Below are 13,914 nucleotides of genomic sequence, written 5' to 3'. Positions count from 1 at the left end.
GTTCGTTGCCGTGCGGTTCGCGGTGACGGCGCTGTTGTGGCTGGCCACCACCGTGGCCCTGGGCGTGGCCGTCCCCGCGGCATGGGCGCAGGTCCACGTCGTCGACGAGCGCGGATTCGCCGCGCTGGCCCACAAGGCCGCGGCCGACCCGCGGCTGCAGTCGGCGATGGCCGACGAACTCGCGACCCGCACGATCGCGCTGATCGCCGCCCGCGGCGGGGGGCGCTACCGGGTCGACGGTCCCCGGGTGCACGCCGCCGCCGCCGCGTTCACGGCGGGCCCGGCCTTTCCGCCGCTGTTCGCCCAAGCGAACAGGGCCGCGCACGCCTGGGCGTTCACCGACCCGCGCTTCGGGCGGGCCGGCACCGCGTGGGCCGTCGACGTGTCGCCGATGCTGCGCGACGGTGCGCTGGCGCAGTTGCTGGCCGACTACCGCGTCACGGTGCCCGCGGACCTGACCGTGGCGCTGACGCAGGCGGGACCGCCGCTGCGGCAGGGCCAGCTGAGCCGGCTGTCCACCTGGGGGCCCTGGCTCAGCATCGGCGCGGCGGCGCTGGCCGTGGTGTGCGCCCTGCTGACGCTGGCCGCCGCGCGTCGCCGCGGCAAGGCGCTGACGAGCTTGGGCGTGTCCGCGCTGCTCGTCGGCGCGGCCGGCTGGGCCGGCACCGAGGTCGCAGGCCGGCGCGTCGACGGCGCGCTCCGGCGCGGCGGCGGCGACATCCGCCGGGTCGCCGAGGCGATGGTCGCCTACGCCGAGGCCGGGGTGCGCCTGTGGCTCGACGTGACGCTGCTCGCCGGCGTCGCGCTGGTGGTGCTCGGCGTGCTGGTCGCGATGGCGGGCAGCCTCGTGCGGAAGGGCGGCTAGCCGAAGGTGAACGAAAAGACTTGCAGGCCTTGGCTGACCGACATGTCCAACCGGTCGCGGTGGGCGGTCGGGTCGGACACGATCTGGTGCAGCGTGGGCGGCCCGCCGATCGGCGTCGTGGTGGTCGCGCCGTCGCGGGTCACGGCTATGCTGCCGGTGCCGCCGACGACCACGTACACGTCCTTGCCGGTGTAGTTGAGCCGGACGGCGGCGTCCTCGCTCTCGGCGGTGGCGCCCTGGTCGTCGATGGTCCAGCGGCCCCGCAGGGCGAAGCGGTCGTCGGGCAACTTTGCCGGGAAGCCGAATGTGGCGGTTCCGGAGTCGTATCGGCCGGCGCCGCCGTAGTAGATGGCCTTGCCCGCGCCCAGGTAGGTCTCGGGCGTCAGCCTGGTGCGCGGCGTGTCGTCGGCCGCGCCGGAGGCCGGGGGCAGCCGGACGCCGGGGTCGGCGGCCACCAGCAGCCGACGGATCAGCTTCTCGGTGCCGTCGTAGTCGCCCTCGCCGAACTTGGTGTGCCGCACGTTGCCGTCGGCGTCGATCAGGTACTCGGCCGGCCAGTACAGGTTCTGGTAGTTGTTCCACGTCGCGTAGTCGTTGTCCAGGGCGACGGGGTAGGTGATGTGCAGCGCGTCGGCGCCGCTGGCCACGTTGGCGGGTACCCGCTCGAAGGCGTACTCGGGGGTGTGCACGCCGATCACCACGAAGCCGTCGCCGCGATAGCGGTCGTACCAGCCGACGACGTGGGGGATGGCGCGCTGGCAGTTGATGCACGAATACGCCCAGAAGTCGATCAGGACCACCTTGCCCCGCAGCGAGGCGAGGTCGATTGGCTTGCCGTCCGGGGTGTTCAGCCAGCCCGTGATCCCGGTCAGCGCCGGCGCCGGCCCGCACTCCTGCAGCCGGTCGGCGCCCTCGATGCAGTCGGCCAGCCGCCCCTTTGCGCCACCCGGGTCGAGCTCTCGACGAATGTTGTTGGCGCCCAGGCCCTTCTGCATGGCGCTCGTGTAGTCGGGGATGGCGCGCTGCAGCATCGCCGGCAGGTTGAAGACCAGCGCCACGGCCAGCACGATCATCGTGAGCCCGCCGGCGACCCGGATCGCGCGCTGCCGGCGGCGGAACGCGGCGACGCGCTCGGCCACGCGCCGGCCGGCCAGCGCGAAGACCAGCAGCGGCAAGGCGGTGCCGATGGAGAACATCAGCGTCAGGACGAGGACCGGCGCGCCGATCGACGCGGTGCCCCCCGCCACCACGATGGCGGCCAGCACCGGGCCCGCGCACGGCACATACAGCGCGCCCAGCGTCAACCCGAGCCCGAATCCGCTTCTCCGGGAGGCGAATCGGGGTTGCGGTAGGCGCGCGAACGGCCGTTCGATCAGCTGCTGCAGCGGCGGAAAGATCAATCCCAGGCCGATCAGGGTCAGGATCACCAGGGCGGCCCACCGGATCGCGTCCTGCGGCAGGTGCAGCGCCGACAGCAGCGCCGAACCGGCCAGGGTGACCGCGCCGAAGCTGCAGACCAGGCCCGCTATCACCAGATACGGCCGGGCGGAGGACCTTTCGCCGGACGTGTCCACGCCGGAGAAGAACACCACCGGAAGCACCGGCAGGATGCACGGCGAGATGCCGGTGATCAGGCCGCCGAGGAACCCGATGAGCGCGATCGTGTCCATCGCGGGGCTAGTCGCTGTAGGCGTACGAGCGGTCCGGCGCGGGGGGCCGGACCGGGACCCGGGGCGGCCGTGACCGCACCCGGATGGGCCACCAGAACCAGCGTCCCAGCAGCGCGGCGATGGCCGGGGTCATGAAGGCGCGCACGATCAGCGTGTCGAACAGCAGGCCCAGGCCGATGGTGGTGCCCACCTGCCCGACCACTCGCACGTCGCTGACGACCATGGACGCCATGGTGAACGCGAACACCAGCCCCGCGTTGGTGACGACCTTGCCGGTGCCGCCCATGGAGCGGATGATGCCGGTGTTCAGCCCGGCGCCGATCTCCTGTTTGAACCGCGACACCAGCAGCAGGTTGTAGTCCGACCCGACGGCCAGCAGCACGATGACCGACATCGCGATCACCAGCCAGTGCAGCTGGATGCCCAGGATGTGCTGCCAGAACAGCACCGACAACCCGAAAGAGGAACCCAGCGACAGCGCGACGGTGCCGACGATGACCGCGGCGGCCACGAACGCGCGGGTGATGATCAGCATGATGATGAAAATCAGGCACAGCGAGGAGATTCCGGCGATCACCAGGTCCCATTTGGCGCCTTCGGAGATGTCCTTGAACACGGCCCCCGTCCCGCCGAGGTAGATCTTGGCGGCCTCGAGCGGGGTGCCCTTCAGCGACTCCTCGGCCGCGGTCTGGATCTTGTCGATGCTGGCGATCCCCTCGGCCGATGCCGGGTCACCGCGGTGCAGGATGATGAACCGCGCGGCGTGCCCGTCGTCGGACAGGAAATTGTTCATCGCCCGCTTGAAGTCCTTGTTCTTGAACACCTCCGGCGGCAGGTAGAACGAGTCGTCGTTCTTGGCGGCGTCGAAGGCATGCCCCATCGCGGTGGCGTTGTCGCTCATCTGGTCCATCTGGTCGAAGATGCCCGCCATGGTGCTGTGCATGGTCAGCATCATGGTGCGCATGTTGACCATGGTCTCGATCATGGGCGGGAACTGGGCGATCATCTGCGGCATCAGCCGGTCGAGCTCCTTGATGTCGCCCACCAGAGTCGTCAATTGGTCGGTGATCTCGTCCACGCCGTCGACGGCGTTGAAGACCGACCGGATCGACCAGCAGACGGGGATGTCGTAACAGTGCCTCTCCCAATAGAAATAGCTGCGGATCGGCCGCCAGGTGTCTTCGAAGTCGGCGATCTCGTCGCGCAGCTGATTGGTGATCTGCTGCATCTGTTCGGTGTCCCCGACCATGCGGTGGGTGGTGGCGACGAGTTGGGTCATCAGGTCGTACATCCGCCGCATGGTGGCTATCGTCTTGGCCATCTCGTCGGCCTGGGTGAGCATGTCGTTCATCCGGTCGCGCTGGTATTTCATGTTCTGCAGCTGACCGGCGTTCTGCATGCTGAGCTGAAACGGGATCGAGGTGTGGTCCAGCGCGGTCCCGTCGGGGCGGGTGATCGCCTGCACCCGGGAGATTCCCGGCACCCGGAAGATGCCCTTGGCCAGCCGGTCCAGGATCAGGAAGTCGGCCGGATTGCGCATGTCGTGGTCGGTCTCGATCATCAGGATCTCCGGCTTCATCCGGGCCTGCGAGAAGTGGCGGTCGGCGGCAATGAAGCCCGCGTTGGCGGGAATGAAGGTAGGCAGGTAGTTGCGGTCGTTGTAGTTGGCCTGGTAGCCGGGCAGGGTCAGCAGGCCGACGAGGGCGACCGCGCACGTGACGGCCAGGATCGGTAGCGGCCAGCGCACCACCGCGGTCCCGACCCGCCGCCAGCCCCGCACCTTGAGCAGCCGCTTGGGGTCGAACACCCCGAACCGGCTGCCCACGGTCAGCACCGCCGGCCCCAGCGTGAGCGCCACCGCCACCGCCACCAGCATCCCCACCGCGCACGGCACGCCCAGGGTCTGGAAGTACGGCATCCGCGCAAAGCTCAGGCAGAACGTGGCCCCGGCGATGGTCAGGCCCGAACCCAGGATGACGTGGGCGGTCCCCCGGTACATCGTGTAGAACGCCGTCTCGCGGTCCTCGCCGGCCTGGCGGGCCTCCTGGTAGCGGCCGATGATGAAGATCCCGTAGTCGGTGCCGGCCGCGATCGCCAGCGAGGTGAGCAGGCTGACCGCGAAGGTGGACAGCCCGATCAGCCCGGTGTGCCCGATCAGCGCCACCGCACCCCGCGCCGCGGTCAGCTCGAAACCGACCGTGACCAGCAGCAAGAACACCGTGAGCGGCGAACGGTAGACGAACAGCAGCATCACCAGGATCACCCCGACCGTGGTCAGCGTGATCTTGGCCATCGACCTGTCGCCGCTGTGGTGCAGGTCCGCGGCCAGCGCCGACACGCCGGTCACGTAGGCCGTGAGCCCCGGCGGCGAGGGCACGCTGTTGACGATCTTGCGGACGGCCTCGACGGACTCGTTGGCCAGCGGCTCGCCCTGGTTGCCGGCCAGGTTCACCTGGACGGTCACGGCCTTGCCGTCGTTGCTCTGCGCGCCCGCCGCCGTCAGCGGATCCCCCCAGAAATCCTGGACGCTGAGCACGTGCGTCTTGTCCTGCCGCAACTTGTGGATCATCTCGTTGTAGAACCGGTGAGCGTCGTCGCCGAGGGGCTGGTTGCTCTCCAGCACGATCATCGCCGAACTGTCGGTCTCCCCCTCCTTGAACACGTGGCCGATGCGTTTCAGCGCCACGAACGACGGCGCATCGGACGGGCTCAGCGACACCGACCGCTCCTGCCCGACGTCCTCCAGCGACGGGACGACGACGCTCAAGAGGGCGGCGACGGCGATCCAGAACAGGATGATCGGCACCGCCAGGGTGTGGATCATCCTGGCCAGGAAGGGCCGGTCGGTGTGGGTGGCGTCGGCCGGCCCGGGGACCGGGGCGCTCACGCGGACTTCACCAGGCAGAAGGTGTAGGCGTTGACCTCGTGGGAGACGCGCTCGGCTTTGACCTCGCCGTCCACCGTGATCCGGCAGCCGAGGGTGTCGCTATCACCTTGCGCCACAAGGTTTCCCATTACCGCGGCCTTCGTGGTGCTGATGTGCAGGGACCACGGCAACGAAGCCCCGTCGACGCGTTGCGGGTCGCCGTTGACGTCGAAGTAACTGATGTCCGCGACGGCCCCGGGCGGGCCGAAGACCTCGTAGGTGATCTGTTTCGGGTTGAACGGCTTCGGGCTCTCCAGGTTGCTGTCGGCGTAGGACGGGCGCTTGGTGGAGCCGAAGTAGCCGTGGACCCGGTACACGATGAATCCCCCGACGAGCACCACCGCCAGGACCACCAGCGGAATCCAGGTCCGCGAGAGCAACTTGAAGATCGGAGTCCCCTTCACCGTCGGCATTCCGGCCGGGCGGACCGGGTCCGCCGTCCGCTCGAGCACGCTTCCACTGCGGATCGCCGCGTCGCGCCGGCCGCCCCCGATCCCGGTGGTGGGTCAGCCGTAACACAACCAAGGCTTACCTAAGTAAATCACGGTGCCGTAAGCCTGGGGGCGGACGGTCGACCTCTTCCCTCGCGCCCCTGAAGTGTAAGGCGTATCACGTGCGTAACGCGAAGCCGCGAAAGCCGGTCAACACGTCGCACGGCGTGCGCCGCGTGCGGGGGCCGGCCGGGATCAGTCGAATCACTCACACCTGTGCTCTGCGGCTTCACGCGCGCCGAGGGCGGCATGCGATCCGGCGCGGCGGGTGACACCCAGCTTCGGGAACAGCCGATACAGGTGCGCGCTGACGGTGCGCCCCGTCGTCGCGCTGGTGTAGCCGTTGCCGCCGCCACGGCCGCCGACGCCTCCTCCCGCCGCCGCGACGGCTCGCGCGGCGACGGGTCAAGCGTCGCGTGTGGCGGGCGGCCCGGGATCAGTCAAATGACGCAATCTCGGGGCCGTGCGGCCCCGGCGCTACCGGGGCTGCACGGGTGCGACGGCGAGCTTGGCGTTCACCAGGATCGTCGGCGCGTCCCCGTACTCGGACTGGGGGATGGCCGAGAAGTTGAAGTCGGCGATCGCGCCGGGGCGGAAGACCAGGCAGTGCGTCGAGCCGCCGAACTGGAAGTAGCCGAGTTCCTCGCCCTTGTCCACGTGGTAGCCGGGTTTGATGTGCTGGCCGATCAGGGTGGAGGACACCTCGCCGATGCCGACCGCCACCAGCGCCATCAGGCCGATGACGGGATTGTCGGCCTCGATGAGCAGGATCGCGCGCGCCGAGACGTGGGCCATGTAGGACTGGGAGTCCGGCGGCTTGAGGGCGTCCCAGCTCTTGGAGACCGTCTCCGAGAAGTAGGTGCCCGGCTGGACGAACGCCCGGACGATCGTCCCGGCCACGGGGCTGTGCCAGTGGTGATACTTCATCGCCGACAGGTACGCCTGGTAGACGGTTCCGCCGACGAACTGGTCCACCGACTCGTCGTTGGCCAGCATGTCGCACAGCGAGTACGGCTGGTGCTTGATCCAGAACCGGTCGCGATGCGCGATGTTGGTGGCGATGCGGTAGGGCGTCGACTCGCAGGCGCTGACGATCACGCTGTCGTCGTCCGGCGAGGCGACCGGCCGCTGGCCGTCCTTGAGGCGCCGGGTGAAGAAGTCGTTCCAGGATTTGAAGCCCCAGTGCTCGTCGTCGGGGTCGTGGACGAACTGCTCGATGCCCAGCGTGTGGCGCGCCTTCTCGGATTTCCAGCCCTTCGGGGAATCGTTGAGCACGTACAGCGAGTCGGGGCTGTCGAGGAACTCGCACCACGCGCCGAGGATCTTCTTGATCATCCCGTTGATCCGGGGGTCGCGGAACGCGGCGAAACCGGCCGGGGTGGTCGTCGCCCAGTCGAGGACCGCGCTCAGAGGGATGATCACCGCCTCGTCGCCGAACTCCGGGGCGATCGTGAGGACCTCGTTGATGAGACGCAGCATCTGGTCCACGTCGTGCAGGTGGCGGTTGCGGTATTGCTTGGTGCGCGGCACCTGGTCGATCATCTCGTTGACGTACATGTTCACGACGGGGTCGTCGTCGATGAGTTGCCTGAACTCCTTGAGCACCGGGTGCAACTCGGTCTGCTCGGCCTTGAGCTCGGCCCGCTTCCGGTGGCCGTGCAGCCACGACTCCAGCGTCTCGTGGTTCTCCGGCAGCCAGCCAGCCCGGCGGCGCACGTCCAGGTCAACATTCACATCGACATCATCGGCATTGATCGTCATGACGATCAGCCTTCCCCCGCCCCCGGCGGGTCAAACAGAATGCCTCGCGAACGACGCGGGCCGCGCTACCCGGGTTCGGTGGAAACCCTCAGCCCCAGTTCCACACCGACATGTCGCCGGGGGGGTAGTTGTTGCACACGTCGGTCGCCTTGGCTACGACGCCCTTGTTGTTGAAGAAGAGCTTCATGTGGTTGCGCCAGCCCCACCACAGCGGGTCGATCTGGTCGTAGAAGTGCTCGGAGTACTCTCGGCGCCCGGCCGGGTTCATGCCGAAGAACCAGTGCACCTTGTCCTGGGTCGCCTGCGCGTACTGCTGGTGGTTGTTGTAGTCGATCATGTAGCGCTCGTAGTACACCGGGCTGGTGTCCCGGGCGGCCGCCATGTACTGCTCGGCGTCGCAGGTGGTCGCGATCATCCGGCGGGGGATCGGGAAGTCTTCCGTGGAGTCGGCGGTGGCGGTCGTGGGGAAGACCACGGCGGCCAGGGCCAAAGCGAGTAAAACGGCGCCCGCACGCAGGCCAGAGCTCAGCCGAGACATAGTCGTTACCGTAGCACTTCCGGGGCACGGGCGTAGGGGCCCTTGGTCATATTCGTGACTTTTATAGTACAGCTCACTATCCATCGTTATCAGGGACGATGACGTGTGTGGGATCGGGCCGCAGCTCCGGCGGGGCCTGGCTGTAATCCCCGAACGGGCCGTCGCGGCGCTCGACGGCGGCCCGCACGCCCTCCGTCTCGGCGGTGCGGACGAAGTCGAGAGCCTCGGGGGTGTTGCGCATCAGCCCGTCGAGGATGCCGCCCAGCATCTGGGTGGACGCCAGGCCCATGTTCTCGTAGGCCTGGTTGACGATCAGTTTCTGCGCCCGCAACTGCGACAGCGGGATGCATGCCAGCTCGGCGGCGATCTCGGCGACGCGGGCCTCGAGGCGCTCGAAGGGCACCGCCTCGTTGATCAGCTCGACCTCGGCGGCCTGCACGCCGCTGAGCGGGCGGCCTGTCAGCGAGTGCCACTTGACCCGGGCCAGGCTGAGGCGATACAGCCACATCCCGGTCAGGTAGGCGCCCCACATCCGGGCATACGGGGTGCCGATCACCGCGTCCTCGCTGGCGATGACGATGTCGGCGCACAGCGCGTAGTCGCTGGCCCCGCCGACACACCAGCCGTGCACCTGCGCGATCACCGGCTTGGAGGCACGCCAGATGGCCATGAACTTCTGCGTCGGCCCGGTCTCGCGCGCGGTGACCATCGCGAAGTCCTTGCCGGGGTCCCACCGCCCGTCGGTCGTCATGGCCTCGCCCCAGTGTCGGAAGCCCCTGCCGAAGTCGTAGCCGCCGGAGAAGGCCCGGCCCGCGCCGCGCAGCACGATGACCTTGATGCCGTGGTCGCGTTCGGCCAGGCCCACGGCCGCCTCGATCTCGTCGGGCATCGGCGGGACAATGGTGTTGAGCTGCTCGGGGCGGTTCAGCGTGATGGTGGCCACCGGGCCGGCCGTGGTGTAGAGCAGGGTTTCGAAGCGGGGTGCCGGCTCGCCAGGTTTCATAGCCCGGCAGCCTACGGATCCGGCTGTCGATTCTCCGGCGTCGACGCGTAGATGCGGCCGTTGATCTTGAGGTACGGCGTGCTCAGGTAGGCCGAGAACACCACTATGGCCACGGACCGACGCCGCGAGGATACCGTTCGGCCAGATCTTGCCCACCCCGATCGCAAAGCAGACGATGCCGACGATCGAGGTCGTCCAGTAGTACCGCCGGCCCGCCCGGCGGTGGGTGATGTAGCGGAAGCGTGCCTGCGTTGCCCCGGCCGCGATGCCGATCAGGCCGGTCACCAGCAGCGTGAGTTCGATGCGTTCGATCGCTGACACGTCGATGATCCTATGTTCGGGGACCGGCGCCTGCGCGCCCACCGGACCAGCAGGGCGACGGCGACGGGCGGCCACGGCGGCCGGCGCGTACCTCTGGTAGCGCTGGACCGCGCGCCGATGTGGTCGCCGGCCGGGTGCCCGGCCAGCACCCAGAGGCGCACCCACGCGACGGCGCCCGACGGGGCAACTGGGCAGCAGGGTGCCCTCCGGGCGCGGTGGCTAACCGGAGGACCCGGGCAACGTGCGGTGCAGGAACGAATAGCTCAGCGCCGCCTTGAACGCCAGTTGCTCGTTGTCGGCCGCCCCGGCGTGTCCGCCCTCGATGTTCTCGTAATACCAGACCTTGTGCCCGGCCGCCTCCAGGGCCGCCGTCATCTTACGGGCATGGCCAGGATGGACGCGGTCGTCGCGCGTGGACGTGGTGATCAACACCGGGGGATAGCGCCGCGATGCCGAAATGTTTTGGTACGGAGAGTATTCGGAGATGAACTTCCAGTCGTCGGGATTGTCCGGGTCGCCGTACTCGGCCACCCATGAGGCGCCGGCCAGCAACAGGTGGTAGCGCTTCATGTCCAGCAGTGGCACGTCGCAGACCAGGGCGCCGAACTTCTCCGGGTACTTGGTCAGCATGATGCCCATCAGCAGCCCGCCGTTGCTGCCGCCGCGCGCGCCGAGCCGTTCCACCGTCGTGATGCCGCGGGCCACCAGATCGGTTGCCACCGCGGCGAAGTCCTCGTCCACCTTGTGCCTGCCCTCGCGGATCGCCTGGGTGTGCCAGCCGGGCCCGTACTCCGCCGCCGCGGATGTTCGCCAGCACGTAGGTGCCCCCGCGGGCCAGCCACAACCGGCCCAGCACGCCGTTGTAGGCGGGCGTGTTGGCGGTCTCGAAACCGCCGTAGCCGTACAGCAGCGTCGGGCCAGGTCCCGGCGCGTCGGCGGGCCGCACTACGAAGTAGGGGATGGCGGTGCCGTCAGCCGATTCGGCGAAATGCTGTGCAACGTCGAAGTTTTCGGCGTCGAAAAACGCCGGTGCCGACTTGATCGCCTCGAGTGGTCCCGCGCCGGTGCCACGCATCAGCCGGGACGGGAAGACGAATCCGCTGGAGTCCAGGAAGAACTCGTCGCCCTTCCCGTCGGCGGCGGCGATCACCGTGTTGGTCGCGGCCGGGATGCCCGCCACGGGCTCGCGCCGCCAGGTGCCCGGCCTGGCGATCTCGACGCGGCTGGCCACGTCGGCCAGCGTCACGATCAGCAGGCGGTCCCTGGTCCAGGCGTAGTGATGCAGCGCGGTGTGCGCGTCGGGCTCGAACACCACCTGCAATTCGGCTGTGCCCGAGAGGAATCGGTCGTAGTCGGCCGCCAGCAGTGCCCCGGCGCGGTACGTCGCGGTGCCGTGGTACCAGTCGCTTCGCAGCTCGATCAGCAGCCACTCGCGGTGTACCGACACGCTCGCGTCGGTCGGCGCGTCGATGCGGATCAGTTCCGGTCCGCGCAGTTCGTAGATCTCCTCGTTCCAGAAGTCGACCGCCCGTCCCAGCAGGGTGCGCTCGAACCCCGGGGTGCGGTCCACCGAGGCGGAGACTCGCACGTCGGTGGCCGCGCCCTCGAAGACGGTTTCCGCGTCGGCCAGCGATGTGCCCCGGCGCCAACGCTTGACCACCCGCGGGTATCCGGACTCGGTGAGCGAGCCGGCGCCGAAGTCGGTGCCCACCAGTACGGTGTCGGGGTCTTCCCACGCGATCTGCGACTTGGCCTCCGGCAGCTCGAATCCTTCGGCAACGAATTGCCTTGTGATCATGTCGAATTCGCGGACGATGGACGCGTCGGAGCCGCCGGGGGACAAGCCGACCAGCGCGCGCGTGTACTCGGGCTCGATGACGCCGGCGCCCGCCCACACCCACTTCTCGCCGTCGGCGCGGCCTAGTTCGTCGACGTCGATCAGCACGTCCCACTCGGGGGCGTCGGTGCGGTAGCTGTCCAGGGTGGTGCGTCGCCACAGCCCGCGCGGGTTGGCGGCGTCGCGCCAGAAGTTGTACAGGTGCTCGCCGCGACGCACCACGTAGGGAATGCGGGCGTCGGTGTCGAGCACCTCGAGCGCCTCGGCGCGCATCCGTTCGAAGCCGGCGTCACGGAATTCCGCCAGCGTGGGGGCGTTACGTGCACGCACCCAGTCCAGCGCCTCGTCGCCGCTGATGTCCTCGAGCCACAGATACGGGTCGGCGCCCTCGGCGGCAGCCTCAGATGTCATGGCAGCCATTGTGGCCCCGGGCGGTACTGTGAGGTGTGTTACAGCGGTGAGAACGAGGAGCCGAGCAGATGACTGTTTTCGCGCGTCCGGGTACGGCCGGGGCATTGATGTCGTATCAGTCCCGGTACGAGAACTTCATCGGGGGGCAGTGGGTCGCACCGGCTGGCGGCCGGTATTTCGAGAACCCGACGCCGGTGACTGGCCAGACCTTCTGCGAGGTGGCCCGCTCGGATGCGGCCGACGTCGAGAAGGCGCTCGACGCCGCGCACGCGGCGGCACCGGCCTGGGGCAAGACCGCGCCGGCCGCGCGGGCGGGGATCCTGACCAAGATCGCCGACCGGATGGAGGAGAACAAGCTCGCGCTGGCGGTCGCCGAGGTCTGGGACAACGGCAAGCCGATCCGCGAGGCCTTGAGCGCCGACATCCCGCTGGCGGCCGACCATTTCCGGTACTTCGCCGCGGCGCTGCGCGCCCAGGAGGGCTCGCTGAGCCAGATCGACGAGGACACCGTCGCATACCACTTCCACGAGCCGCTCGGGGTGGGGCAGATCATCCCGTGGAACTTCCCGATCCTGATGGCCGCCTGGAAGCTGGCGCCGGCGCTGGCGGCCGGCAACGCGGTGGTGCTCAAGCCCGCCGAGCAGACGCCGGCGTCGGTGCTCTACCTGATGTCGTTGATCGGTGACCTGTTGCCCGCGGGGGTGGTCAACGTCGTAAACGGGTTCGGCGCCGAGGCCGGCAAGCCGCTGGCGTCGAGCAACCGCATCGCCAAGATCGCGTTCACCGGCGAGACCACCACCGGGCGGCTGATCATGCAGTACGCCAGCCAGAACCTGATCCCGGTCACCCTCGAGCTCGGCGGCAAGAGCCCCAACATCTTCTTCTCCGACGTGATGGCGGCGCGCGACAACTTCCAGGACAAGGCGCTGGAAGGGTTCACCATGTTCGCCCTCAACCAGGGCGAGGTGTGCACCTGCCCGTCGCGCAGCCTGATCCAGTCCGACATCTACGACGAGTTCCTCGAGCTGGCCGCCATCCGGGCCAAGGCCGTGCGGCAGGGCGATCCGCTCGACTCCGAGACGATGCTGGGTTCGCAGGCCTCCAACGACCAGCTGGAAAAGATCCTGTCCTACGTCGAGATCGGCAAAGACGAGGGCGCCAGAGTCATCACCGGCGGCGAGCGCGCCGAACTCGGCGGCGACCTGTCCGGCGGCTACTACATGCAGCCGACGATCTTCTCCGGCAACAACGCGATGCGGGTCTTCCAGGAGGAGATCTTCGGCCCGGTGGTGACGGTGACGTCGTTCGACGACTACGACGACGCGATCGCGATCGCCAACGACACCCTCTACGGTCTGGGCGCGGGCGTGTGGAGCCGCGACGGCACCACCGCCTACCGGGCCGGCCGCGACATCCAGGCCGGGCGGGTGTGGGTGAACTGCTACCACGTATATCCGCCGCACGCCGCGTTCGGCGGATACAAGCAGTCCGGCTTCGGGCGCGAGTGCCACAAGATGGCGCTCGAGCACTACCAGCAGACCAAGAACATGTTGGTGTCCTACTCCGACAAGGCGCTCGGTTTCTTCTGATGGACCCGGGTCCCCCGGCGGGGGCGGTGATCACCGCCCCCGCGGCCGAGTTGCTCGCGCGGCTGGCCGAACGCCACGGCCCGCTGATGTTCCACCAGTCCGGCGGCTGCTGCGACGGGTCGTCGCCGATGTGCTACCCGCACGGGGAGTTCCTCGTCGGCGACCGCGACGTGTTGCTCGGGGTGCTCGACGTCGGGGACGGGGTGCCCGTGTGGATCTCGGGTCCGCAGTACGAGACCTGGAAGCACACCCAGCTGGTGATCGACGTGGTACCGGGCCGCGGCGGCGGGTTCAGCCTGGAGGCCCCGGAAGGGGTGCGGTTCCTGTCCCGCGGCCGGGTCTTCACCGACGCGGAGCAGGCCCTGCTGTGCGCCGCGCCCGTCGTCACCGGCGCCGCCTACGAGCGCGGGCAGCGCCCGGCGGTGCGGGGTCAGGTGGTGGCCCGCGACACCGCGGCCGCGGCGGCAACGTGCCGTCCCCCGACCGGGCAACCGCAGTAATC

At 68.9% G+C, this 13,914-nt stretch carries 9 protein-coding genes and 2 pseudogenes; 3 read left to right on the top strand and 8 right to left on the bottom strand.

What is annotated here, in order from left to right:
- Window positions 1–10: 10 nt before the first annotated feature.
- Complete coding sequence (locus tag AB8998_RS26250) at window positions 11–865, top strand: hypothetical protein (protein WP_369740858.1); 855 nt, start codon at window positions 11–13, stop codon at window positions 863–865.
- Here AB8998_RS26250 and AB8998_RS26245 read toward each other — a convergent pair.
- From AB8998_RS26245 to AB8998_RS26210, 8 genes and pseudogenes are all read right to left on the bottom strand, one after another.
- Complete coding sequence (locus AB8998_RS26245) at window positions 862–2,535, bottom strand: cytochrome c biogenesis protein DipZ (protein WP_369740857.1); 1,674 nt, start codon at window positions 2,533–2,535, stop codon at window positions 862–864. The two genes, AB8998_RS26250 and AB8998_RS26245, sit on opposite strands and share 4 nt — an antisense overlap.
- A gap of 7 nt (window positions 2,536–2,542) precedes the next feature.
- On the bottom strand, window positions 2,543–5,359 hold the full coding sequence (locus AB8998_RS26240; protein WP_369741777.1) for an MMPL/RND family transporter: 2,817 nt from the start codon (window positions 5,357–5,359) through the stop codon (window positions 2,543–2,545).
- A gap of 59 nt (window positions 5,360–5,418) precedes the next feature.
- Complete coding sequence (locus AB8998_RS26235; protein WP_369741776.1) at window positions 5,419–5,841, bottom strand: MmpS family transport accessory protein; 423 nt, start codon at window positions 5,839–5,841, stop codon at window positions 5,419–5,421.
- A 588-nt stretch (window positions 5,842–6,429) separates the two neighbouring features.
- The gene (locus tag AB8998_RS26230; protein WP_369740856.1) at window positions 6,430–7,713 is read right to left on the bottom strand and encodes a phosphatidylserine decarboxylase family protein; all 1,284 of its coding nucleotides are present in this window, start codon (window positions 7,711–7,713) and stop codon (window positions 6,430–6,432) included.
- A gap of 88 nt (window positions 7,714–7,801) precedes the next feature.
- Complete coding sequence (locus AB8998_RS26225) at window positions 7,802–8,251, bottom strand: DUF5078 domain-containing protein (RefSeq protein ID WP_369740855.1); 450 nt, start codon at window positions 8,249–8,251, stop codon at window positions 7,802–7,804.
- Window positions 8,252–8,327: 76 nt separating this feature from the next.
- Window positions 8,328–9,254, bottom strand: a complete 927-nt coding sequence (locus AB8998_RS26220) for a crotonase/enoyl-CoA hydratase family protein (protein ID WP_369740854.1) — start codon at window positions 9,252–9,254, stop codon at window positions 8,328–8,330.
- An 11-nt stretch (window positions 9,255–9,265) separates the two neighbouring features.
- Window positions 9,266–9,575, bottom strand: a pseudogene (locus tag AB8998_RS26215) (hypothetical protein).
- A 219-nt stretch (window positions 9,576–9,794) separates the two neighbouring features.
- A pseudogene (locus tag AB8998_RS26210) lies at window positions 9,795–11,823 on the bottom strand (prolyl oligopeptidase family serine peptidase).
- 68 nt (window positions 11,824–11,891) lie between these two features.
- Between AB8998_RS26210 and exaC the strand changes: the two are divergent.
- Window positions 11,892–13,412 (top strand): acetaldehyde dehydrogenase ExaC, encoded by a 1,521-nt coding sequence (gene exaC / locus AB8998_RS26205; protein ID WP_369740853.1) that lies wholly within the window; start codon window positions 11,892–11,894, stop codon window positions 13,410–13,412.
- Window positions 13,412–13,912: a DUF779 domain-containing protein gene (locus AB8998_RS26200; protein ID WP_369740852.1), complete on the top strand. Its 501-nt coding sequence runs from the start codon at window positions 13,412–13,414 to the stop codon at window positions 13,910–13,912. Before exaC ends, AB8998_RS26200 begins: the two co-directional genes overlap by 1 nt.
- Window positions 13,913–13,914 lie beyond the last annotated feature (2 nt).

This window comes from Mycobacterium sp. HUMS_12744610 (assembly GCF_041206865.1).
Taxonomy (GTDB): Bacteria; Actinomycetota; Actinomycetes; order Mycobacteriales; family Mycobacteriaceae; genus Mycobacterium; species Mycobacterium servetii.
This window is presented reverse-complemented; position numbering and strand designations above follow the sequence as displayed.

Coding starts and splice junctions, on each gene's coding strand:
- AB8998_RS26245 (WP_369740857.1), bottom strand. CDS start 2,535: ATGGACACGATCGCGCTCATCGGGTTCCTCGGCGGCCTGATCACCGGC.
- AB8998_RS26240 (WP_369741777.1), bottom strand. CDS start 5,359: ATGATCCACACCCTGGCGGTGCCGATCATCCTGTTCTGGATCGCCGTC.
- AB8998_RS26230 (WP_369740856.1), bottom strand. CDS start 7,713: ATGACGATCAATGCCGATGATGTCGATGTGAATGTTGACCTGGACGTG.
- AB8998_RS26225 (WP_369740855.1), bottom strand. CDS start 8,251: ATGTCTCGGCTGAGCTCTGGCCTGCGTGCGGGCGCCGTTTTACTCGCT.
- AB8998_RS26220 (WP_369740854.1), bottom strand. CDS start 9,254: ATGAAACCTGGCGAGCCGGCACCCCGCTTCGAAACCCTGCTCTACACC.
- exaC (WP_369740853.1), top strand. CDS start 11,892: ATGACTGTTTTCGCGCGTCCGGGTACGGCCGGGGCATTGATGTCGTAT.
- AB8998_RS26200 (WP_369740852.1), top strand. CDS start 13,412: ATGGACCCGGGTCCCCCGGCGGGGGCGGTGATCACCGCCCCCGCGGCC.